At 59.5% G+C, this 21410-nt stretch carries 23 protein-coding genes; 16 read left to right on the plus strand and 7 right to left on the minus strand.

What is annotated here, in order from left to right; genetic code table 11:
* From ABYA88_RS10735 to ABYA88_RS10745, 3 genes are all read right to left on the minus strand, one after another.
* On the minus strand, positions 1-306 hold a 306-nt coding region (locus ABYA88_RS10735), incomplete at its 3' end, for an ATP-binding cassette domain-containing protein (protein ID WP_373187248.1).
* A 477-nt stretch (positions 307-783) separates the two neighbouring features.
* Positions 784-3114, minus strand: coding sequence for a YbcC family protein (locus ABYA88_RS10740; protein WP_373187249.1), 2331 nt, complete (start codon positions 3112-3114; stop codon positions 784-786).
* Positions 3111-4601: an NADH-quinone oxidoreductase subunit L gene (locus tag ABYA88_RS10745; protein ID WP_373187250.1), complete on the minus strand. Its 1491-nt coding sequence runs from the start codon at positions 4599-4601 to the stop codon at positions 3111-3113. The genes ABYA88_RS10740 and ABYA88_RS10745 overlap by 4 nt, the downstream gene beginning before the upstream one ends.
* 115 nt (positions 4602-4716) lie before the next feature.
* Between ABYA88_RS10745 and ABYA88_RS10750 the strand changes: the two genes are divergently transcribed.
* Both ABYA88_RS10750 and ABYA88_RS10755 read left to right on the plus strand, forming a co-directional pair.
* Positions 4717-5577: a LysR family transcriptional regulator gene (locus tag ABYA88_RS10750; protein ID WP_373187252.1), complete on the plus strand. Its 861-nt coding sequence runs from the start codon at positions 4717-4719 to the stop codon at positions 5575-5577.
* A 258-nt stretch (positions 5578-5835) separates the two neighbouring features.
* Complete coding sequence (locus tag ABYA88_RS10755) at positions 5836-6150, plus strand: NGG1p interacting factor NIF3 (RefSeq protein WP_373187254.1); 315 nt, start codon at positions 5836-5838, stop codon at positions 6148-6150.
* Between the two features lie 177 nt (positions 6151-6327).
* Here the strand turns inward: ABYA88_RS10755 and ABYA88_RS10760 are convergent, their stop codons facing one another.
* A complete protein-coding gene (locus ABYA88_RS10760; protein WP_373187274.1) occupies positions 6328-6783 on the minus strand; it encodes a murein L,D-transpeptidase family protein in 456 nt (151 codons plus the stop codon).
* A gap of 44 nt (positions 6784-6827) precedes the next feature.
* Complete coding sequence (locus ABYA88_RS10765; RefSeq protein ID WP_373187255.1) at positions 6828-7385, minus strand: NUDIX hydrolase; 558 nt, start codon at positions 7383-7385, stop codon at positions 6828-6830.
* Between the two features lie 120 nt (positions 7386-7505).
* Between ABYA88_RS10765 and ABYA88_RS10770 the strand changes: the two genes are divergently transcribed.
* From ABYA88_RS10770 to purT, 4 genes are read left to right on the plus strand one after another with little or no spacing between them, the layout of a single operon-like run.
* Positions 7506-8114 carry a CoA pyrophosphatase gene (locus ABYA88_RS10770; RefSeq protein ID WP_373187256.1) on the plus strand — a complete coding sequence of 203 codons (609 nt, stop codon included), beginning with the start codon at positions 7506-7508 and terminating at the stop codon, positions 8112-8114.
* Entirely contained in the window at positions 8111-8635 is a 525-nt protein-coding gene (locus ABYA88_RS10775) for a gamma carbonic anhydrase family protein (protein WP_373187257.1), read from the plus strand. The genes ABYA88_RS10770 and ABYA88_RS10775 overlap by 4 nt, the downstream gene beginning before the upstream one ends.
* Before the next feature lie 2 nt (positions 8636-8637).
* Positions 8638-8847, plus strand: coding sequence for a DUF1289 domain-containing protein (locus ABYA88_RS10780; RefSeq protein WP_373187258.1), 210 nt, complete (start codon positions 8638-8640; stop codon positions 8845-8847).
* 10 nt (positions 8848-8857) lie between these two features.
* Positions 8858-10039, plus strand: coding sequence for a formate-dependent phosphoribosylglycinamide formyltransferase (purT, locus tag ABYA88_RS10785; RefSeq protein WP_373187259.1), 1182 nt, complete (start codon positions 8858-8860; stop codon positions 10037-10039).
* Positions 10040-10056: 17 nt separating this feature from the next.
* Here the strand turns inward: purT and ABYA88_RS10790 are convergent, their stop codons facing one another.
* Positions 10057-11367 carry an HlyC/CorC family transporter gene (locus ABYA88_RS10790; protein ID WP_373187261.1) on the minus strand — a complete coding sequence of 437 codons (1311 nt, stop codon included), beginning with the start codon at positions 11365-11367 and terminating at the stop codon, positions 10057-10059.
* A gap of 37 nt (positions 11368-11404) precedes the next feature.
* Positions 11405-12205, minus strand: coding sequence for an inner membrane protein YpjD (locus ABYA88_RS10795; protein WP_373187262.1), 801 nt, complete (start codon positions 12203-12205; stop codon positions 11405-11407).
* 155 nt (positions 12206-12360) lie between these two features.
* Between ABYA88_RS10795 and ffh the strand changes: the two genes are divergently transcribed.
* The 10 genes from ffh to ABYA88_RS10845 all read left to right on the plus strand — a co-directional run bounded on the left by ffh (position 12361) and on the right by ABYA88_RS10845 (position 21265).
* Positions 12361-13755 carry a signal recognition particle protein gene (gene ffh / locus ABYA88_RS10800; RefSeq protein ID WP_373187264.1) on the plus strand — a complete coding sequence of 465 codons (1395 nt, stop codon included), beginning with the start codon at positions 12361-12363 and terminating at the stop codon, positions 13753-13755.
* A 160-nt stretch (positions 13756-13915) separates the two neighbouring features.
* Complete coding sequence (gene rpsP, locus ABYA88_RS10805; RefSeq protein WP_373187265.1) at positions 13916-14164, plus strand: 30S ribosomal protein S16; 249 nt, start codon at positions 13916-13918, stop codon at positions 14162-14164.
* Between the two features lies 1 nt (position 14165).
* Entirely contained in the window at positions 14166-14708 is a 543-nt protein-coding gene (rimM, locus tag ABYA88_RS10810; RefSeq protein WP_373187266.1) for a ribosome maturation factor RimM, read from the plus strand.
* A gap of 3 nt (positions 14709-14711) precedes the next feature.
* Complete coding sequence (gene trmD / locus ABYA88_RS10815; RefSeq protein ID WP_373187267.1) at positions 14712-15461, plus strand: tRNA (guanosine(37)-N1)-methyltransferase TrmD; 750 nt, start codon at positions 14712-14714, stop codon at positions 15459-15461.
* A 32-nt stretch (positions 15462-15493) separates the two neighbouring features.
* Positions 15494-15841, plus strand: coding sequence for a 50S ribosomal protein L19 (rplS, locus tag ABYA88_RS10820; RefSeq protein ID WP_150277828.1), 348 nt, complete (start codon positions 15494-15496; stop codon positions 15839-15841).
* 135 nt (positions 15842-15976) lie between these two features.
* A complete protein-coding gene (gene xerD, locus ABYA88_RS10825; protein ID WP_373187275.1) occupies positions 15977-16888 on the plus strand; it encodes a site-specific tyrosine recombinase XerD in 912 nt (303 codons plus the stop codon).
* Between the two features lie 46 nt (positions 16889-16934).
* On the plus strand, positions 16935-17654 hold the full coding sequence (locus ABYA88_RS10830) for a disulfide isomerase DsbC N-terminal domain-containing protein (protein WP_373187268.1): 720 nt from the start codon (positions 16935-16937) through the stop codon (positions 17652-17654).
* 79 nt (positions 17655-17733) lie between these two features.
* On the plus strand, positions 17734-19038 hold the full coding sequence (locus ABYA88_RS10835; RefSeq protein WP_373187270.1) for a homoserine dehydrogenase: 1305 nt from the start codon (positions 17734-17736) through the stop codon (positions 19036-19038).
* A gap of 103 nt (positions 19039-19141) precedes the next feature.
* A complete protein-coding gene (gene thrC, locus ABYA88_RS10840) occupies positions 19142-20551 on the plus strand; it encodes a threonine synthase (RefSeq protein ID WP_373187272.1) in 1410 nt (469 codons plus the stop codon).
* Positions 20552-20680: 129 nt separating this feature from the next.
* Positions 20681-21265: an exopolysaccharide biosynthesis protein gene (locus ABYA88_RS10845; RefSeq protein WP_373187273.1), complete on the plus strand. Its 585-nt coding sequence runs from the start codon at positions 20681-20683 to the stop codon at positions 21263-21265.
* Positions 21266-21410 lie beyond the last annotated feature (145 nt).

Raw genomic sequence — 21410 nt, forward strand, 5'->3', positions numbered from 1 at the left:
CAGGTTATAGAATTGAAAGACGAAGCCGACGAAATCTCGGCGGTATCGGGTCAGTTCACTGTCCTTGGCTTTGGTCAGGTCGATATTCTGGTAACGCACCTCACCACTGGTAGGGACGTCCAACCCGCCAAGAATGTTAAGAAGGGTGGATTTGCCGGATCCGGATGCTCCCAGCATAACGACGATCTCACCGGCAAAAAGATCCAGATCGATACCGCGAAGGGCATGCACTTCGACCTCCCCCTGGCGGTAGGTTTTGGTCAGTCCGGAGGTGTGGAATACCGATGCTTGTGCTGCTTCAGACACGGGGTTTTCCTCTGGCTAGCTAGCATCTTCGGCCCTCTCTCCCGGTTCTTTCAGCAGGCGTCAGACTGCTTCCCGGATGGTCTCCGGTTCCACGATGACCTGTACCAACACGAGTTCATCCGGACGGCGACCACAGGACACCATGATGCGGGCGCAGGGGGTGATTTTGCCCAGAGGCAGAGCCCATGCTGTCAGCGTGTTGCCCCGTCTCGCTGCAAGAGCATTCGCAATATCGGGAGAATCAGATGGCTCATCGTTGAATTATTCCCAGAGGGTTATCTGTCTGATTCATGACGTGCTCACTGAGTTCCGTTGTTATCCCGCGGCTGACCCCGCGCGACCGCCTGGCCACACCGTGATCATCCCGAGCGCGGCTGCGTTATTGCGGCGAGCGGTGACGAAGCGGTGATGAGAGCGTTTCTGCTGGGCGAACAAGTCGGCGATTGAGTGTCAGCCATCCCTGGCAGACCGGTTATCCTACAGATGCCATGTGCCCCGGAAGTACCTGCAACTGCCGGTGTGTGTCAGCTGGAACAGGTGCAGCCACTGGTTGTCCACCAGCCAGCGGACGTCTTGATGAGCCGCGACTATGTTGGCAATGGCTGATTGAGGCGCGTCGACATAGACACTCAGCCTCAAGGGCTGGTGCATCCAGGTGTTGCCATTGTGTACAGATTGTAGAGGCAGGCCGATCCGCAGATCGCCTCCGTTCCCCTCGAATACCCCCAGGTTGCCGCCCACCACGTTATGCAGGGTCTTGTTACCCGCGCCGTACAGATGGGGCTCGGTCACCGAGGCGTTGTACTGCGTGTTGATCCAGTTGGTTACCAGCATCGGCGCCGTCATTATCTGCGTGAGTAACGCCGAGTCGGTATCGTCCTGCCACTGATAGTCATGCAGAAAACTGCGGCCCTCCAGGTTCAGGTGCCGGGTGCGCGACCGGGGCGCGATGATGAAACAGGCATTGTTTGCCAGGCCCCATTCCGGGCGCACCTGGGCCCAGTCCCGGGCCCGTCTGGCCACGGCGCTTACCGCAGGCTGACCGGCAATATCCAGGTGGCGAGCGCGTTCTTCCGCGCACTGGGTGCGTGCCGCCGCCAGCCATTGCAGCAGCTCAGCGTCCGGGTCGCCGGCAAGAATGCGAATCTCGTCAGTGGTGGTATTGTGCACCGCCGGGAAGAAGACAGTGTCCGCGGGTATCTGCAGACCCCGGTCAGCCAGCAAGGGCCTGACGTCCGGGTCGTTGAGTATCTGCGCCAGTATGCGTACGTTGACCTCGCCGCTTTGCCCGCCGCAGGCACCGCAGTCGAGACTGGCAGCATGGGGGTTGTTCTGGCAGTCCGCCCCATGCCCGACCAGCAGCACCTGCTGCGCCAGATTCTGACCCAGCCCCATGGCGCCGAGCACGCCCGCTGCCAGTTCGGCCAGCGCGGCTTTTGACAGGGGCTGGCCATCCCGGCGAATCTGCAGCCGTTGTGCGGGACTGACCGCCTTCGCGGCTGAGCGCCAGCCAAAGGTGTTGCGCAGCAATCCGAAGCCATAGGCCAGTCCTGAGGATTCGACCAGGCTGAAACCACCGTTGGTGGACTTGGCCAGCCCCAGCCAGCGGCTGCCCAGACTTGTCCCGGCCGACTCGTCGTAGTGCTTGTCGGCGTCGCTCACCTGCAAATCGGGCGCCAGCAGTCCGGGCAGTTGCGGCCGGTTGTAGGCGCCACTGCGATAGGCCAGCGGCAGACCGAAAAAGCCGGCGAAGCCGAGCGTCTGGATCTGCGGATGTTGCACCTCGAGGGCCCGGCGCATGACTTCAGAGCGGGTATCAATGCAGAACACAGCCTGCAGGCGGGGTGGGGAGGCTTGCGTTGCCGCTGGCGAGTCGGAGGGCTCAGGCAGTCTGAGCTTGCGCTCCAGACCCTGCTGGAACGCGCGTTCGCTAGCCAGTTGCCAGCAGTGCAGGTGCCGGGCATAGGCCCCGTGAGCCAGGCGTTGCTGGGCTGCCCGGGCGAACTGTTCGCGCCAGGCCGTGCCCACGCCGGGGTGACGGGCGCCCAGATGGCGCCACAACACCAGCTCCCAGGCCAGCCGGGCGGCGAGCAGTTCGCGCGTGGTGCCGTCGGCTTTATTGTTCAACGTGGCTTGCCAGGCCTGATAGGCGGCCATGCTTGCCCAGCCATTGAAACTCAGAAGCAGCGCGTGGCAGTACTCGGTGTGCCACTGCGCAGGTACCTGCAACTCCTCCAGTGCGACTTCAAGCAACTCTTCGGCCGTATCGGGGAGCTGGTCGAACTGCCTGACCAGGCCGGGCTCGGCCATCAGGATCGAGAGACCATGATCGTTGCGAGTAGTGTGCAACCAGGCCTGGTAGAAACCGCTGCGCTGGTCAACAAAGTAGCGGCCGGCAAATTGGCTCAGCTGATGGATGATTTCCTCCCGCCAGCTGATCTGCCGGTTGAGATTGCGATGCTGGTCAAACAACCGGTCCAGGTTCTGCCAGGTGGCAGGGCGCACTGGATCGGCAGTGCAGAACGCCTCCAGCGTCAGGTCCATCTCCTGCTCTGTCAGTACAGCAGCGACGATGTCCTTGGGGATCTGCTGCGCGCGATACTCCGCAGCCGAGAGGAAACAGCTCACCCCTGCCAGCCAGGACAGCTCGCCAGCGATGACCGGCATCGGATGCTGGCGCAGGGACCACCAGGGATTGACCGCTATCAGCTGATCAAGCGGCCAGGTCGGCGCGATGCGCGCGCAGGCAGCATTGGCCGCGGCAAGTACAGCAACCGGTGCAGTCAGGGTGTGCGCAACAGTATTCATGGCTGAGTCTCCTCGACGATGGTATCGGGCTTGAGAGTGAAAGGCTTGGGCAGGCGCACCGGCCAGACTGCCAGGGTGAGGCGTGTTGCCCACTCGTCCAGGTACAGGCCGGCATACAGATGACGAGACAGTGTCTGACGCAGGGCGCTGTTGCGACCAAAACGCATCAGCCAGCCGCCGGTGGCCAGGGCCAGAATCACCAGGGCTGTCCAGATCAGAGCCCAGTCCGGCGCGCTGCTGGCAGGTAATATCAGATGGGATTCGATGGCCGTTTTCAGGCTTAGGTGCAGACTGACCAGAGTCACCACCATCCCCAGTGAAAGCAGCCAGCCGCGCCGGCGCCAGAGGCTACCGAAGCCGATGCTGTACAGGGCCAGCAGCAGCCATTCCGGCGTACTGATGGTCAGTTCGAACTGGCTCGCCAGGTACAGGTAACCGGTAAACGCGACCAGGGTGCCGAACAGCGCTGTGTGAAACCTGGCGCCCCCGCCCGGGGCTGCGCTGGCCGTGACGAAATGCTGGACCTGGCTGCCAGAGTTGAGGAAGGCATAGGCCTTGTAGCAGGAGTGCGCTACCAGGTGAAGCATCGCCAGGTCGTAAAGTCCCAGGCTGATCTGCACCAGCATGAGCGCCATTTGCGCTACCGTTGACCAGGCCAGATTGACCTTGATACTTATCCGGGTAATGGCTGTCAGCGCGGCCAGTACCAGACTGGCACCGGCGACCACCAGCAGGAGACCGGAGGCCACCCCCGAAAGTTCCAGCAGGCCGGACAAACGCAGTAGCAAAAAGCCGCCCAGGTTGACTACGCCAGCGTGGAGCAGGGCAGAAACGGGCGTAGGCGCTTCGACAACCTGGATGAGCCAGCCATGGAAGGGCATCTGGGCGCATTTGAGTACCGCCACCAGGACTATCAGGCAGGCAGCGATTTGCATGGAGACCGGTAGCGACTCGCCGGCCCGCCAGATAGTGGCAAGATTGTCGATGGACAGGGTCTGGTACTGCCAGTAAAACAGAACGAAGGCGGTCAGCAGTGCCGCGTCGGCAATCCGCGCAAAGACGAATTTCTTGTGCGCTGCCAGTGCCGCCCGCGGCCGCTCCGGATAGAACAGTAACAGCTGGTGCAGGCTCAGGCTGATGCTGACCCAGGCAAGCCAGAACACCACCAGATTGTCGGCTACGATCACCAGGGTGACGCTGGCCAGCAGGGCATTGAGCCAGCGAAAGAAGCGCGGCTGACCAGGGTCGCCGGCCAGATAATGTTCACTGAATCGGCTGACGATCCAGCCCAGCCCTGCCACCAGCAGCAACATGATGTTCTGCACGGCGCCCAGGTTGAGATCCACAATGCCGAATGCATCGACGCAGACGATCACTGCCGCGAGCAGCAGCCCCGGCAGAGCACCAGCACTGCGCGCGGACCGCCACATGGCGGCGGCAAACACCAGTGGCACAGCAAGCACGTTCAAAGCGGTTAAAGATTCCATATCGGTGTCCTCCCGTTGACCTGAAGGGAGTATTGATGGCTCAATCGATTAGGTAAAATTCATAATCGGTATGCAATCGTTCTTTTTTACAGAACGAATTGGCCCGGAGGCATCCATGAGCCGACTCAACTATCGGCATCTGTACTATTTCTGGCAGGTTGCGGTGTCGGGTAATCTGACCCGCACCGCACAGCAGCTGCATGTCTCCCAGTCAGCCCTGTCTACACAGATACGCAGTCTGGAAGAGAGCCTGGACTGCCAGCTGTTCCACCGCAGCGGGCGCAAGCTGGTGCTGACAGAGTCCGGCCGGCAGGCCATGCAGTTTGCCGAGGATATCTTTCACCGCGGGGAAGAACTGGAGGTGCTGTTACGGCAGGGCATCAGTTCGGCCAACAAGCGGCTGCGTATCGGTACCACCAGTTACATGTCACGAAACTTCATCGAGGAATTCATCGGACCGGCCATGCAGGATGCGGAAGCCAGCGTATCGTTGATTTCCGATAACCAGCACAAGCTGCTGGAGGATCTGACCCGCCATCAGCTGGATGTGGTGCTCACCAATGCAAGTATCGAATCCGACGACAGCCAGCCATGGCAGATTCATCTCCTGTCGCGTCAGCCAGTCAGTATCGTATGTCCGCCCGCGTTGGAAGCCGCCGGCCTTGACCAATACCCCTGGGTACTACCTAGCCGCAAACATGGCATTCGGGGGGAGTTCGATGCGTTCTGTCTGCGTGAGGCGCTTAATCCGGAGCTGAAGGCAGAAGTGGACGACATGGCGATGCTGCGTCTTATGGCCAGAGACAGCCAGGCCTTCGCGGTCTTGCCTCGAGTCGTAGTCAAGGACGAGCTTGCCTCCGGCAAATTACTGGAGCGGGCAGCCCTGGACAGCGTCCATGAGCGATTTTATGCGATAACCGTAAAGCGCATATTCCAGCCGGAGTTACTCAGCATGCTTTTGCATCGCTACCACTGAGCAACCACCGCGCTGGCGCTTTCAGTTCAGGCGAATATGGCCTGTGGATAGCGTTACGCGGCACACTGACAACCACCAGACATCTCTTGATTCTCTCTGACGGTTTGCGGCAGATCCAGGGCATGGCCATGCTGCTAAACAATAACCTGTTCGATCACCTGGGGTGCAGTCTGCAATATCAGCATAAGCTTATTCGTTATTGATCCGTAGAAGGGAATCGTTCATCTTTTATTCCGGCCAAGTGTTTAAGGAGGGCGTATGTATAAGCTATGTTTCTTCGTACCCGAATTTCACCTTGAAACGGTAAAACAGGCGATATTCGAGACAGGTGCCGGTCGGATCGGTGAATACGATCAGTGCTGCTGGCAAATCAAGGGTATGGGGCAGTTCAGGCCGTTGCCCGGCAGTCAGCCGTTTATCGGGGAATCCGGCGGTGCACTTGAACGGGTCGAGGAGTACCGGGTGGAGATGGTCTGTGCCGACGGCATGATTCGTGATGCGGTGGCGGCACTACGCCGGGCTCATCCCTATGAGGAACCGGCATTTGATTGCTGGATGCTGGCCGAGTTCTGAGCGCAATCTCCCTGATCAGGCCCGGACCTGCCCGAAGGAAGTCCTGGCCCGACGCACGTTCATGCTGGAGTTGAGTACCGTGGGTGAGTTGATCGGACCTTCCTGCCAGTTGTGTCCGATAGAGGTGGAGGCTCCAACCCCACGCTAGAGTGGCAGCAGAAAAAGGTCCTGATTCAGTCAAGGTCTGATTTCAACCAGGGTTCCGTCGGGCACCAGATCCCAGAGCTCACGCATTTCCGGATTGGTCAATGCGATGCAGCCGTTGGTCCAGTCCAGTCCTTCGAAATACCACTCGGGGTATTCCTCGTCTATCGGGGTGCCATGAATCATGATCATGCCCCCGGGATCCACTCCACGCTCGTAGGCCGAAGTCTGGTCCTTGAGGTTGGGGTAGTCCAGATGCATGCTGAGGTTGTAGTCGGGGCTCTTGTGGCGCCAGTCAATGCTGTAAAAACCCTCGGGCGTTCTATTGTCACCGACCTCCTGTTTATGCCCCACCGGCTGCTCACCGAGTGCAACACGGTAGGTGTGGATCACCTCACCATTGCTTATTACCTCAAGCCGGCGTTCATGCTTGTGTACCAGCAGTTTGTCGATGACCGGGTCGGCGGCATGAGCGTTGCCCGTCAGCATGGGGGCGCCGAGCAGAGCCAGCAACAGATAGATCCGTAGCAACATCAACTGACCCGACGTGATTGGCCGGGGCGGTAGACGATGTCCCGCATGCGGATTGGATAGTGGCTGTGCTGGCGGTCATGGAAATATTGCTTGAGCGTCTTGCCGACTGTCGGAAAGGCCAGCTCGTCCCACGGAATCTCTGCTTCGGTAAAGAGTCTTACTTCCAGGCTTTCTTCCCCGGCAGCGAAGGTGTGATCGATCAGTTTGCCGCGGAAAAACATGTACACCTGGTTGATGTGCGGCAGGTTGAACAACATATAGAGTTCCTGTTCGCTGACACGGGCCTGGGCTTCCTCCCAGGTTTCGCGCAGTGCGGCCTCTTCTGTTGTTTCGCCGTTTTCCATGTAGCCCGCAGGCAATGTCCAGTAGCCAATGCGTGGCTCGATCGCACGTCGGCACAACAGAACCTGTTCTTCATGGACGACCAGGCAACCCGCGACAATGCGCGGATTCTGGTAATGGATAGTCTCGCAATGGTTGCAGACATACCGCGACCGGTTATCGCCGTCGGGAATGCGCTGGCTGACCTGCTGACCGCAATCGCTGCAGAACTTCATGATTCGCTGTCTCGTTAGCCGATCTGTTTTGTCCTATCTTGCGGCGCATTTGCCGGCTGGGCAACTGGTTCTACGTAAGTGATCATGACATCATTACTGAAAACGATAGAGGTGAATTGAATGCTGGACAAGATGCGCCTGCGGGTGGGCGAACATCGTCCGAGAAAGATCGAAGCTGCTGGGTTGCCGGAGGCGGGGGTGCTGATTCCGGTCACCTGCGTGCACGATCGGCCGGAGATCATTCTTACCGTCCGCTCCCAGCGCCTTTCTACCCATTCCGGTGAAGTGGCGTTTCCGGGCGGGCGTCGCGATCCCGGCGATGTGGATCTGCAATACACGGCGCTACGCGAAACCCATGAAGAAATTGGCCTGTTGCCGGAGCTGGTAGATGTGGTCGGCCCGCTCGGCTCCCTGGTGTCACGCTTTGGAATCAAGGTGACTCCCTACGTCGGCATCGTCCCCGACGTGTTTGATCTGGTGCCCAACGCCGGTGAAATCGAAACGGTATTCCGGGTGCCGGTAAGCTTCTTTCTGGAAGACCGCCGGGAAATGACGCACCGCATAGATTACGAGGGTCGTAGCTGGTATGTACCCAGCTACCGCTATGAGGGCCACAAGATCTGGGGCCTGACAGCGCTGATGCTGGCCGAGTTCGTCAACATCGCATTTGACGCCGAAATAGAATTGCACACCCCTTACGATGAAGATCGCAAGCAGGAGAGAAGATGAAATACAGCCTGGGTAACGACCGAGTAGAGATGGCAGATGATGCCTGGATCGCCGATTCGGCTGCAGTCGTCGGCAAGGTGCGGCTCGAAGCCGGCGCCAATGTCTGGTTTGGCGCGGTGCTGCGCGGGGACAACGAACTGATCCTGATCGGCGAACACAGCAATGTGCAGGATGGAGCAGTGATGCATACCGACATGGGTTATCCGCTTACGCTGGGCAAGGGCGTCACCGTGGGTCATAACGCCATGCTGCACGGCTGCACCGTGGGCGACTACAGTCTGGTGGGCATCGGCGCTGTGGTGCTCAACGGCGCGAAGATCGGCAAGCATTGCATCATTGGCGCCAACACGTTGATTGGCGAAGGCAAGGAAATTCCTGATGGGTCTCTGGTAGTTGGCTCCCCCGGCAAGGTGGTGCGTGAATTGAACGAGCAGCAGAAGAAAATGCTCGAGGCCAGCGCTGCGCATTATGTGCACAATGCCCAGCGCTACCAGCGCGATCTCAAGCCCCAGGAAGACTGAGTATGGCCGGGGTGACCTCCCCCTGCGTCGGAGTCTGTGCGCTGGATGAGCAGGATATCTGTACTGGCTGCCAACGTAGCGGGATGGAAATCAGCCAGTGGACACGAATGAACGAAACGCAGCGCCGCGAGGTGTTGGGCCGCTGTCAGACGCGTGCCCGCGCCCAGGGATTATGGTTTTCAAGCCATCAGGATAAGGGACTTCAGACATGAGCCAAATAACATGAGTCAGATAGGAACGCCGGGTACCCAGGGCGCGATTCGAGTCCTGCTGCTGGGAGCGGGTGAGCTGGGCAAGGAGCTGGTTATCGAGCTCCAACGCCTGGGCTGCGAAACGATCGCTGTCGACCGTTACGAACGTGCGCCGGCCATGCAGGTGGCCCATCGCAGCCACGTGATCAGTATGCTCGATGGTGCGGCGCTGCGCTCGGTGATCGAGCTGGAACAGCCGGATTACATTGTGCCGGAGATCGAGGCGATCGCCACTCAGACCCTGCGCGATATGGAAGTTGAAGGCTATACGGTTATTCCTACTGCTCGCGCCGCCTGGCTGACCATGGACCGCGAGGGTATCCGCCGGCTGGCCGCCGAGGAGTTGGGCTTGCCGACCTCCGGATACCGGTTTGCCGGCACAGTGGATGAGTACCAGGCGGCGATCAACGAAGTCGGCCTGCCTTGCGTGGTCAAACCGGTCATGAGCTCTTCAGGCAAGGGCCAGAGTCTGGTTCGCGATCAGGATGCTGTGCAGGCCGCCTGGGACTGCGCGCAGTCCGGTGGCCGGGCCGGCGGTGGCAGGGTTATCGTCGAGGGTCTGGTCGAATTTGATTACGAGATCACTCTGCTGACCGTCAGGCATATCGATGGCACCGTTTTCTGCGATCCGATTGGCCATCGACAGGCTGGCGGTGACTATCAGGAATCCTGGCAACCCCAGGCGATGAGCGACGCAGCGCTGGCCGAGTCCAAGCGCATTGCCCAGGCAGTGACAGACGCGCTGGGAGGGCGCGGTGTGTTCGGCGTCGAACTGTTCGTACGCGGCGACGAGGTGTGGTTCAGTGAAGTCTCGCCCAGGCCCCACGATACCGGCATGGTTACGATGATTTCCCAGGACCTGTCGCAGTTTGCCCTGCACGCGCGGGCAATTCTCGGTTTGCCGATCCCTGCGGTAAGGCAGCTGGGGCCTTCAGCCTCCGCGGTGCTGATCGTGGAGGGCGAGTCCGGTTCGGTGAGCTTTGCCAATCTGCATCAGGCGCTGGCCCGGCCGGACTCCCAGCTACGCCTGTTCGGCAAGCCGGAAGTCAGCGGACAGCGCAGAATGGGTGTGGCGCTGGCGCGCGGCGAGGATATCGCCGATGCGCGCGCGACAGCGATGGCGGTAGTCGATGCGATCGAGGTCCAGCTCTGATTCCGGCCTGACCCGCGTCACTGGGCCGGATTTTCTTCCGGCTCGGACCTGGGTAACGGTCCTCCGTGATCCAGGGCCCGGTCCCATACCCGGACGCTTTTGACCATGTTGTCCTTGGTTTGCAGGATTTCCATGCGATAAGACCCGACCGTGAGGCACACGGCAGTCTCGGGAATGCTTTCCAGTTCCTCGGTTATCAGGCCGTTGAGCGTTTTCGGGCCGTCAGCGGGCAGCTTCCATTTCAGTTGTCGGTTGATCGCCCGGATGGCGCTGCCGCCTTCGATCACGAAGCGGCCATCGTCCTGCGGATGGATATCCTGGCTGGGCAAGAGCATATCGCTGGTGAACTCGCCAACGATCTCTTCCAGAATGTCTTCCAGCGTGATCAGACCGATGACGTCACCGTACTCGTCCACCACGATCGCAATCCGTCGTTTCTGTTTCTGAAAATTGAACAGCTGCGTGTGCAGAGGCGTGCTTTCGGGCACGAAATAGGGCTCCTTGCAGGCGCTGATCAGGCTTTCCTTGGTCAGATCGCCGCGGCTCAGCAGGCGTGCTATCGAGCGCATGTGAACAATGCCGGTCACATTGTTGATATCACCCTGGAACACCGGAAGACGCGTGTGGTGGCACGTACGCAGCTGGCTGTTGATGCTTGGCAAGCTGTCTTCCAGGTCGATGCCGACGGCTTCATTTCGCGGGATCATGATGTCGTTAACGGTCATCTTCTCCAGGTCGAGGATGCCCAATAGCATGTTCTGGCGGCTGCGAGTAATGCCCAGGCCGGCTTCGCGCACCACGGTACGCAGCTCCTCGACGCTCAGTTGATCGCCCGCATCGGCTGACACATTGACGCCCAGTAGCCGCAGCAGGGCATTACTGATACTGCTGCAGACCCAGACCACCGGATAGAGGATCTTCTGCAATATCTGAAGCACGATGCTGACCGGAAAGGCGATCAGTTCCGGACGCAGCGCGGCCAGGGTCTTCGGGGTGATCTCTCCAAAAATCAGAATGATGATGGTCAGGCCGATGGTAGCGATTGCAATGCCTGCCTCACCCCATATCTGCACCGCGACCACGGTGGCGATGGAGGCGGCCAGAATGTTAACGATATTGTTGCCGACCAGGATGGTGCCGAGTAGCCGGTCGGGGCGCTCCAGCAGTTTCGAGGCGCGGCGGGCGCCCCTGTTGCCTTCCTTGGCCAGGTGCTTAAGGCGATACCTGTTAAGGCTCATCATGCTGGTTTCAGAGCTTGAAAAAAACGCCGAGAGCACAATCAGTACAGCAAGGCTTATCAGCAGGAAGGTGGTGTGCGAGTCGTTCAAGAGGTGACCTCAAGGACAATGGAAAGAGGGAGCATGGTCAGGCGGCCAGGAAGAACTCACTGACCAGCTTGCTGCCAAAATAGGCCAGGGCCAGCAGCAGAAAGCCGGCGAGGGTCCAGCGGATGGCATTGCTGCCGCGCCAGCCGCGGAAGTGCCTGCCCCAGAGCAGAACGCCGAAGACAACCCAGGCCAGACAGGAGAGCAGCGTCTTGTGCGCGACATCCTGGGCAAACATGTTGTCGAGGAAGACGAATCCAGTGACAAGTGCCAGGGTCAGTAGCAGCTCGCCGCAGAGCAGAAACTGGAACAGCAGGCGTTCCATGGTCTGCAAGGGCGGAAAGGTGCGGATAAAGCGGGTAGGGTGCTTATGCTTGAGCTGGTAGTTCTGGATGCCCAGCAAGCCGGCCTGGAAGGCTGCAATAGTCAGTATCCCGTACGCCAGGATGGACAGCAGAATGTGCGCCACCAACATGCCTTGGCCAGTCACCAGTAAGGTGCCATGCCCGGGAAACAGCCAGGCCAGGAGGACCGTGACCACGGCCAGGGGATAAAGGCCGAGCAACAGGCTCAGGACGGGCGCACGGAAGCTGGACAGTAGAGTGACTGCGATAACCAGCCAGGCCACCAGGGAGGCTGCATTGAAAAAGCCCAGGGCCAGTCCGGCCTCGGTGATCAGTTGCAGATACAGGCTACCGGCATGCGCGAGCAGCGCAACCAGGCCGATGGCGCGCAACACATGGACATTGACGGCCAGGCGCTTGGCCAGGCAGCGCATCTGATAGATGCTGCCCCCCAGATACAGGAACACAGCGAGCAGGCTGAAGATGAGGGTTGTCATACTTCCTTGCAATGAGAATCATTGGAATCGAAGTGTGGCACAAGCCGCGCCGCTGTTAAAGCGCTCCCTGTCATACACAATCGCCGCAGGGTATACTGCGCCGCTTGATCGCTTCAACCGTCTGTCCGGGTTACGGGAAGCATAGGAGATTCAGCATGTTCGACAATCTTACCGAACGTCTGTCGCACAGTCTGCGGGGTGTGACAGGTCGGGCCAAGCTCACCGAAGAAAATATCAAGGATACCCTGCGTGAAGTACGCATGGCCTTGCTGGAAGCGGATGTTGCGCTGCCGGTAGTCAAGGCATTCGTTGACCAGGTGCGTGAGCGTGCCGTTGGTCAGGAAGTATCCCGCAGTCTTTCCCCGGGTCAGGTGTTCGTCAAGATCATCAAGGCCGAGCTCGAAGCTGTCATGGGGGAGGCCGAAGGCCTCAATCTGGCAGTTACTCCGCCAGCTGTGATCCTGATGGCGGGTCTGCAGGGCGCGGGTAAGACTACCTCTGTCGCCAAGCTGGGCAAGACGCTGCGCGAGCGGCAGAAGAAAAAGGTCATGGTGGTCAGTGCTGACGTTTATCGGCCGGCCGCGATCAAACAGCTGGAGACCCTGGCGGCGGAAGTAGGCGTCAATTTCTTCCCGTCCGATGCCGGACAGAAGCCAGTAGATATCGTCCAGGCGGCCATGCGCGAGGCGCGTAGCCGCTTCATGGATGTGCTGATCATCGATACCGCCGGTCGTTTGGCTATCGACGCCGACATGATGGACGAGATTCGTGCGGTGCACGCCGCGGCCAAGCCTGCCGAGACGCTGTTCGTAGTCGATGCCATGACCGGTCAGGATGCTGCGCTTACCGCCCAGGCGTTCAACGAGGCGTTGCCACTGACCGGTGTGATTCTGACCAAGGTCGATGGCGATTCGCGCGGTGGTGCTGCGCTCTCCGTCAGGCACATCACCGGCAAGCCGATCAAGTTCCTTGGTGTCGGTGAGAAAACCGACGCGCTGGAGCCTTTCCATCCCGACCGGATCGCTTCACGCATCCTCGGTATGGGCGACGTGCTCAGTCTGATCGAGCAGGCCGAACAGAGACTCGACAAGGACAAGGCCGAGAAGCTCGCCAAGAAGCTGAAGAAAGGCAAAGGCTTTGATCTCGAGGACTTCCGCGACCAGTTGCAGCAGATGCGCGGCATGGGCGGTCTGGGCTCGATGATGGAAAAACTGCCGATGATGGGCAAGATCAATCCGTCACAGATGGAAACCGCGCAGACCGAGGCGGAAAAGCAATTCAGCCGCATGGAGGCAATCATCAATTCGATGACGCCGGCCGAGCGGCGTAATCCCGACATCATCAGTGGTTCGCGCAAGCGGCGGATCGCGACCGGTTCGGGCACCCAGATCCAGGATATCGGGCGGGTGATCAAGCAGCACAAGCAGATGCAGAAAATGATGAAGAAGGTCAGTGGCAAGGGTGGTATGGCGAAGATGATGCGTGGGATGGGCGGCATGGGCGGCGGCGGTGGCATGATGCCACCGGGCGGCGGCATGCCCAAGTTCTGAGCTCATCGCCGGTCACCCGGCTGCCTTGCAGAAAAGAGTTTTCAATAGCCGCGATATTCCGTAGAATACGCGACCTTTCGGGCACAAGAGACCTGCATTCCAGGTAGTGGCCCGTAATTGATTCAATGAGCGGTATTCAAATACAGGAAACGATGTCCACATGGTAACCATTCGTCTAGCTCGTGGTGGCTCCAAGAAGCGCCCCTTCTATCACCTGACTGTCGCCAACAGCCGCAACGCCCGTGATGGCCGTTTCGTCGAGCGCGTTGGCTTCTTCAACCCCGTTGCCAACGGTGCTGAAGTTCGCCTGTCCGTCAACCAGGAGCGCGTAAGCTACTGGCTGAGCCAGGGTGCACAGCCGTCCGAACGCGTTGCTTCCCTGTTGAAGGAAACTCAGGCTTCCGCCTGATATGAGCAACCTGCCGGAGTCGTCCGGATCGCCTTTGGTGGTCCTCGGCAAGATTGTCTCGGTGCACGGCATTCGCGGCTCGGTCAAGGTCAAGTCCGATACTGATCCGCTGGATAACGCGCTGGACTATCCCGAGTGGATACTCCGCAAGGGTGATCAGACCCACTCCATCAAGGTGCTTGATGGTCGCGTGCAGAGCCGGGTGCTGGTAGTTAACCTTGAAGGGGTGACAGACCGGGATCAGGCGCTGGAGCTGGTGGGTAGCGAGATTTGTGTGGCTGAGGCTGCGCTGCCTGATCTTGATACAGGCGAGTATTACTGGCATCAGTTGGAAGGTTTGCAGGTGATAACGGTTCAGGGGCAACTGCTGGGCCTGATTGATCACCTGCTTGAGACCGGCTCCAACGATGTGATGGTAGTCAAACCCTGTGAAGGCAGCCTGGATCAGCGTGAGCGTTTGCTGCCCTATCTGCCGGATCTGTACGTTAAGTCCGTCGATTTGCAGGCAGGTGTGATGCAGGTTGATTGGGATCCGGAGTTCTGACCGGTGTGGGCCGGTGTAGTAACGCTGTTTCCGGAGATGTTCACTGCGCTGACCGAATACGGTGTAACCGGGCGCGCAGTCAAACGTGGTCAGCTTGAAGTTGCCTTCAGCAATCCGCGAGAGCATACCCACGATCGGCATCGTACGGTAGATGACCGGCCTTTCGGCGGTGGTCCCGGGATGTTGATGAAAGTCGAGCCGCTGCTGGAAGCGATCGAGTCGATCACGGCGCAGGCGCCCTCGAAGCCCCGGGTGATCTATCTGTCGCCCCAGGGCCAGCCGCTGACCCAGCAACGGGTGCAGGAGCTGGCGTCGCTGGACAGCATGGTGCTGTTATGCGGACGCTACGAAGGGATCGACGAGCGCATTATCGAGATGTGCGTAGATGAAGAAATATCCCTTGGCGACTATGTGTTGTCAGGGGGCGAGCTGGGAGCCATGGTGCTGCTGGACTCGGTAACCAGACTGATCCCCGGCGTGCTCGGGCATGCGGATTCAGCGGTTGAGGATTCATTTTCGGAAGGGTGGCTGGATTGTCCGCATTACACCCGGCCGGAAGAGATTGCAGAGCGGCGCGTACCGGAGGTGCTGCTCAGTGGGAACCATGAGTTGATCCGGCGCTGGCGTCTCAAGCAGTCCCTGGGCAGAACCTGGCAACGTCGGCCAGAGTTGCTCGAGGATCTAACGCTGAGCAAAGAACAGCAACAGCTGTTGGCGGAATTTATCCGCGAACGGGAAACCGATAACCATTGATTCAAGTCCGACGGCTTGTGCAGGAGTATGAAATGTCCAACATTATTGCCCAGATCGAAGCTGAGCAGATGAGCAAGAAGTTGCCCGAGTTCGCTCCGGGTGACACTGTGATCGTTCAGGTTAAGGTGAAGGAAGGCGAGCGTGAGCGTCTGCAGGCCTTTGAAGGCGTGGTTATCGGTAAGCGTAACCGGGGTCTGAACTCCGCGTTCACCGTGCGCAAGATCTCCAGCGGTGTAGGCGTTGAGCGTACCTTCCAGAGCTACTCTCCGCTGATCGACAGCCTGACCGTCAAGCGTCGTGGTGATGTACGTAAAGCCAAGCTTTACTATCTGCGCGCCCTGTCCGGTCGTGCCGCTCGTATCAAGGAAAAGCTGGGCTGATCAGCCTGCTTCTCCGGTACGAAATAAAAGCAGCCTGCGGGCTGCTTTTTTATTGGCTGGCGTATGATGTTTTTATTTTCAGCGTCCCGAGAGCATTTAATGATCAAATCCGGACCAGCGCCCATGCAGCATCCGATGCCCCGGGCGGTGATCAGCGACGCCGAGCAGCTTACTATCGCCGGTTACATAGACAATCTATGGCTGGAGCGCGGCCTGGCACGCCCCACGCTGGAGGCGTACCGTACCGATCTTGAGCACCTGGCCGGTTGGCTGGCCGCGCGTAATAGCGTCCTGTTGAGGGCCAGCCGCGCAGACCTGATGGAACACCTGGGCTGGCGCATTGGCAAGGGCTACCAGGCGCGTTCCACCGCCAGGCTGCTGTCATGTCTGCGTGGATTCTACCGGCATGCGTTGCGGCAGAACCTGATAACCGAAGATCCCACGCTGGATATTGCATTGCCGAAAATGGGTCGCCCGTTGCCCAAGGCGCTCAGCGAGGCCGATGTCGAAGCGCTGCTGGCCGCTCCTGATGTCACCGACAGCCTGGGCCTGCGCGACCGTTGCATGCTCGAGGTGCTCTACGCGTGCGGGCTGCGGGTCAGCGAGCTTACCGGCCTGCGTCTGGATCAGCTGAATTTAAGACAGGGGGTCTTGCGGGTGACCGGCAAGGGCAGCAAGGAACGCCTGGTGCCGCTTGGCGAGGAAGCACTGAGCTGGATCGAACGCTACCTGCGCGAGGGAAGGGCGGCGCTGCTTGGTGGCCAGGCCGCAGATGTGCTTTTTCCCAGTCGGCGCGGCAGCGAGATGACCCGGCAGACGTTCTGGCACCGGATCAAGCTGCATGCCAGCCAGGCGGGTATCCGGGGCAACCTTTCGCCGCACACGGTGCGGCACGCGTTCGCCACCCATCTGCTCAACCACGGCGCAGATCTGCGGGTGGTACAGATGCTCCTCGGACACAGTGACCTGTCTACCACGCAGATCTATACTCACGTCGCTCGGCAGCGCCTGAGCGATCTGCACGCCAGCCATCATCCCCGTGGGTGAGGCCGAGGTTTCATGCTAAGCTTGGCCGTCACGAAGAGGACCCCTGATGCGATTTAAATACTACACAGCTTTGTTGCTCGCCCTTGGTGCGCCGGTTGTCATGGCGGCCCCCGCCGACGAGATTCGTGCCAGCCTGGCCAAGCTCAATTTGCCGATGCAGGTGCAGAGCATCAGTGAGTCGCCGCTGGATGGTCTATATCAGGTCCAGATGGAGAGCGGCCGGATTATCTACGCCAGCCCCGACGGCAAGTTTCTGGTGCAGGGCGCGCTGTTTGATGTCACCGACGGCACGCTCAAGAACCTCACCGCTGCAGCAGAAAGCAGTGCCATCGGCGAATCGCTGAACGCGATACCCCGCGAGGAGCTGGTGATTTTCGCAGCCGAGGAACCCAAGACCCATGTCACCATCTTTACCGACGTGGACTGTGGCTATTGCCGCTTGCTGCACAGCGAAGTTGACGAGCTCAACGCGCTTGGCATAGAAGTGCGCTACGCGGCATTCCCGCGTAGCGGGCCGGCCGGCGATAGCGCGCGAACCATGGAGTCGATCTGGTGTGCGGATGATCCGCAGCAGGCAATGACCGAGGCAAAGCTCGGCAATAGCATAGCCGACGCCAGTTGCCCCAATCCGGTCGAGCAGCAGTATCAGCTGGGTATGCAGATCGGGGTTCAGGGCACGCCCGCCATCTTCCTGGCAAATGGCACGCTGGTGCCTGGCTACAAGCCGGCGAAAGTGCTGGCCGAGGAAGCGCTGGCTAATCAGTAACGGCCTATAGCAGTAAAATGAGTGCTGCGAGCTGCAAGGCTCGGGCAATCCTCAATCATTTGATCAATTGGAGACTAGTTTGAAACCGGTGAAAGTAGGTATATGTGGTTTGGGCACCGTCGGCGGTGGCACCTTCAATGTTCTGCAGCGCAATGCAGCCGAAATTTCCCGGCGGGCCGGACGCGGCATCGAGGTTGCCCAGATTGCTGCGCGGCATCTGAACCCTGCCTGTGACACCGGCGACACGCCGATCACTGCCGACGTGTTCGAAGTGGTCAACAATCCCGAGATCGAAGTCATTATCGAGCTGATCGGTGGCTACAGCGTCGCTTTCGACGTGGTGATGCAGGCTATTGCCAACGGCAAGCACGTGGTCACGGCCAACAAGGCGTTGATCGCGGTACATGGTAACGAGATTTTTGAAGCAGCCAGCAAGCAGGGTGTGGTGGTGGCTTTCGAGGCCTCGGTCGCCGGTGGTATCCCGATCATCAAGGCGCTGCGTGAGGGCCTGGCAGCCAACCAGATCGACTGGGTTGCCGGCATCATCAATGGCACCGGCAACTTCATTCTGACCGAGATGCGCGACAAGGGCCGTACGTTCGATGACGTGCTGGCCGAGGCCCAGATGCTCGGGTACGCCGAGTCGGATCCGACCTTCGACGTGGAAGGCATCGACGCAGCGCACAAGCTGACTATCCTCGCATCAATTGCGTTCGGTATTCCGCTGCAGTTCGACAAGGCCTATACCGAGGGTATCAGCAAGCTGACCACCGCGGATGTGCGCTATGCCGAGGCGTTCGGCTATCGTATCAAGCACCTGGGCATCGCCCGGCGCACCGCCCAAGGCGTGGAACTGCGCGTGCACCCCACGCTGATTCCGGCCGACCGGCTGATTGCGAACGTGAACGGCGTGATGAACGCGATCATGGTCAACGGTGATGCCGTGGGCTCCACGCTATATTACGGCGCCGGCGCCGGCGCTGAACCCACCGCATCCTCGGTGGTTGCCGATGTGATCGATGTGGTTCGTGCCCTGACCACTGATCCGAACAATCGCGTGCCGCACCTGGCTTTTCGCGCAGAGTCGCTTTCTGATCTGGCGGTATTACCTGCCTCGGCGATAGAGACAGCTTATTACCTGCGTATCCAGGCCAAGGACCGTCCCGGCGTTCTGGCCAAGGTAGCGACCATCCTGTCCGATCGCGGTATCAACATCGAATCGATCCTGCAGAAGGAAGTCGAGGAGCAGGCCGGCCTGGTGCCGATCATCATCATGACGCACCGCGTGCGCGAGCAGAAGATGAACGATGCCATTGAAGCGCTCGAGGCACTCGACGAGGTGGCTTCGCCCCTCATGCGGATCCGGGTGGAACAACTGAACTAACCGCGGCAAGCCACAAGTTGCAAGCTGCAAGTGGGCCGGAGTCACTCTGGTCGCGTGTGGCTTGAAGCTTGTGGCTTGAAGCTCGAACCGAAGGTTTGCAACGATGCGCTACATAAGTACCCGGGGGCAGGCTCCCGCCCTGAATTTTGAAGATGTGCTTTTGACCGGTCTGGCCACGGACGGTGGCCTGTATGTGCCGGAAAATCTGCCACGTTTTACCCAAGAAGAGATTGCTTCCTGGGCTGGCTTGCCCTATCACGAGCTCGCCTTCAATGTGATGCGGCCCTTTGTCGCCGGCAGCATCAGCGATGCCGACTTCAAGCGGATCCTCAAGGAAACCTACGCGGTGTTCGCCCATCAGTCCATCGCCCCTCTGCGTCAACTGGGCGCGAATGAATGGGTGCTGGAACTGTTCCACGGCCCGACACTGGCGTTCAAGGATTTTGCCCTGCAACTGCTCGGCCGCCTGCTTGATCATTTTCTGCTCAAGCGTGGCGAGCGTGTGGTAATCATGGGCGCGACCTCCGGTGACACCGGCTCGGCGGCGATCGAAGGCTGCAAACATTGCGAGAACGTGGATATCTTCATCCTGCATCCGCACAACCGCGTCTCGGAAGTGCAGCGCCGGCAGATGACCACGATCAAGGGTGACAACATCCACAACATCGCGGTCGAGGGCAATTTCGATGATTGCCAGGAAATGGTCAAGAACAGCTTTGCTGATCAGGGCTTTCTCAAGGGCACGCGGCTGGTAGCGGTCAACTCGATCAACTGGGCGCGAATCATGGCCCAGATCGTCTATTACTTTCACGCATCCTTGCAGCTCGGCGGCCCGGCGCGTTCAATGGCCTTTTCCGTGCCCACCGGCAACTTTGGCGATATTTTCGCCGGCTATCTGGCCCGCAACATGGGGTTGCCGATCAGTCAGCTGATCGTCGCTACCAATCGCAACGACATCCTGCACCGCTTCATGAGCGGCAATCAGTATGCCAAGGACACTCTGCATCCTTCGCTGTCACCGTCAATGGATATCATGGTGTCGTCGAATTTCGAGCGCCTGCTGTTCGACATGCATGGACGCAATGGGCTCGCAGTGGCGGATCTTATGTCGGAGTTCAGGAAGACGGGCATGCTCAGCGTCGATGAAGAACGCTGGACGGAAACCCGCAAGCTGTTCGACTCGCTTGCGGTAGACGACGACGCTACCTGCAGTACCATCAGCGAGGTCTACCGCGAAACCGGTGAACTGCTGGATCCGCACACGGCCATCGGCGTGCGTGCTGCACGCGAATGCCGGCGTTCGATGTCCCTGCCGATGATCACGCTGGGCACCGCCCATCCGGTCAAGTTCCCCGAGGCGGTGATCAAGGCCGATGTGAACGTCGAGCCTGCGCTGCCGGCGCACCTGGACGACCTGTTCGAGCGCGACGAGCGCTTCACCGTGCTGCCTGATGAACTGCATGCGGTACAGGCCTTTGTCGCGGCCCATGGCAATCGCGGCAAGCCGCTCTGAGTAGAGGGTACTGCCGGGCGGACTGTCCGACAGTGCCATGCTATTCCATCGAACCTTGCAGCTGAAAAGGCATCAAAGGCAGTAACAGGGAGTTGCCCGGTCTGCTCCGTCTGCCGAATAGAGGATGATATGGTTCAGGAATTGCGGAACCTGGAGCAGCTGTTCAACCATATTGCCACCCTGGCTAACGAGAAAGGCGAGGTCTCGCTCGGTATTGTGGTTGAATCCATCGGTCATCGCTCGTTCGGGCCGTTGCTGCTGGTCATCGGCCTTGTTCTGTCATCCCCCCTGAGCGGCATTCCCGGAATGACGTCGGTCAGTGCGGCTTTTATTCTTCTGATTGGCGCGCAGCTGTTGATTGGACGTCGTTATTTCTGGCTGCCACACTGGTTGCTGGATCGTTCGCTCAATAAGGCTCAGGTCTTGACAGCGTTGCGCTGGATTACACCACCTGCACGTTTTGTCGATCGCCTGACCCGCCCGCGACTGATGCTTCTTGTCAGTCGCTCCGGCGCTTACGTGACCGCTGCTTTCTGTGTGTGTATTGCGATGATCATGCCCATGTTCGAACTGGTGCCCTTCAGCGCCTCGGCAGTCGGCGTGGCACTGGCGGCGCTCGGGCTTGCTCTGGTCGCGCAGGACGGTCTGCTGGCATTGATTGCTTTCAGCGTGATCGGGGCAACTTTTGGCTTTGCCGCTGTCAATATCCTGTGACCGGTCGAAAGAGCGAGCCAACAAGGAGATTGCCAACCAGATGCTCTGGTTCCTGCTGTTGCATATCATCGCGGTTCTGTTCTGGGCCGCCTCACTATTGTATCTGCCCGCCCTGATTGCAGGTCGTGTCACCCATGACGAAAAG

Source organism: Halopseudomonas sp. (assembly GCF_041579695.1).
GTDB lineage: Bacteria > Pseudomonadota > Gammaproteobacteria > Pseudomonadales > Pseudomonadaceae > Halopseudomonas.

Coding starts and splice junctions, on each gene's coding strand:
- ABYA88_RS10740 (WP_373187249.1), bottom strand. CDS start 3,114: ATGAATACTGTTGCGCACACCCTGACTGCACCGGTTGCTGTACTTGCC.
- ABYA88_RS10745 (WP_373187250.1), bottom strand. CDS start 4,601: ATGGAATCTTTAACCGCTTTGAACGTGCTTGCTGTGCCACTGGTGTTT.
- ABYA88_RS10750 (WP_373187252.1), top strand. CDS start 4,717: ATGAGCCGACTCAACTATCGGCATCTGTACTATTTCTGGCAGGTTGCG.
- ABYA88_RS10755 (WP_373187254.1), top strand. CDS start 5,836: ATGTATAAGCTATGTTTCTTCGTACCCGAATTTCACCTTGAAACGGTA.
- ABYA88_RS10760 (WP_373187274.1), bottom strand. CDS start 6,783: ATGCTGACGGGCAACGCTCATGCCGCCGACCCGGTCATCGACAAACTG.
- ABYA88_RS10765 (WP_373187255.1), bottom strand. CDS start 7,385: ATGAAGTTCTGCAGCGATTGCGGTCAGCAGGTCAGCCAGCGCATTCCC.
- ABYA88_RS10770 (WP_373187256.1), top strand. CDS start 7,506: ATGCTGGACAAGATGCGCCTGCGGGTGGGCGAACATCGTCCGAGAAAG.
- ABYA88_RS10775 (WP_373187257.1), top strand. CDS start 8,111: ATGAAATACAGCCTGGGTAACGACCGAGTAGAGATGGCAGATGATGCC.
- ABYA88_RS10780 (WP_373187258.1), top strand. CDS start 8,638: ATGGCCGGGGTGACCTCCCCCTGCGTCGGAGTCTGTGCGCTGGATGAG.
- purT (WP_373187259.1), top strand. CDS start 8,858: ATGAGTCAGATAGGAACGCCGGGTACCCAGGGCGCGATTCGAGTCCTG.
- ABYA88_RS10795 (WP_373187262.1), bottom strand. CDS start 12,205: ATGACAACCCTCATCTTCAGCCTGCTCGCTGTGTTCCTGTATCTGGGG.
- ffh (WP_373187264.1), top strand. CDS start 12,361: ATGTTCGACAATCTTACCGAACGTCTGTCGCACAGTCTGCGGGGTGTG.
- rpsP (WP_373187265.1), top strand. CDS start 13,916: ATGGTAACCATTCGTCTAGCTCGTGGTGGCTCCAAGAAGCGCCCCTTC.
- rimM (WP_373187266.1), top strand. CDS start 14,166: ATGAGCAACCTGCCGGAGTCGTCCGGATCGCCTTTGGTGGTCCTCGGC.
- rplS (WP_150277828.1), top strand. CDS start 15,494: ATGTCCAACATTATTGCCCAGATCGAAGCTGAGCAGATGAGCAAGAAG.
- xerD (WP_373187275.1), top strand. CDS start 15,977: ATGCCCCGGGCGGTGATCAGCGACGCCGAGCAGCTTACTATCGCCGGT.
- ABYA88_RS10830 (WP_373187268.1), top strand. CDS start 16,935: ATGCGATTTAAATACTACACAGCTTTGTTGCTCGCCCTTGGTGCGCCG.
- thrC (WP_373187272.1), top strand. CDS start 19,142: ATGCGCTACATAAGTACCCGGGGGCAGGCTCCCGCCCTGAATTTTGAA.
- ABYA88_RS10845 (WP_373187273.1), top strand. CDS start 20,681: ATGGTTCAGGAATTGCGGAACCTGGAGCAGCTGTTCAACCATATTGCC.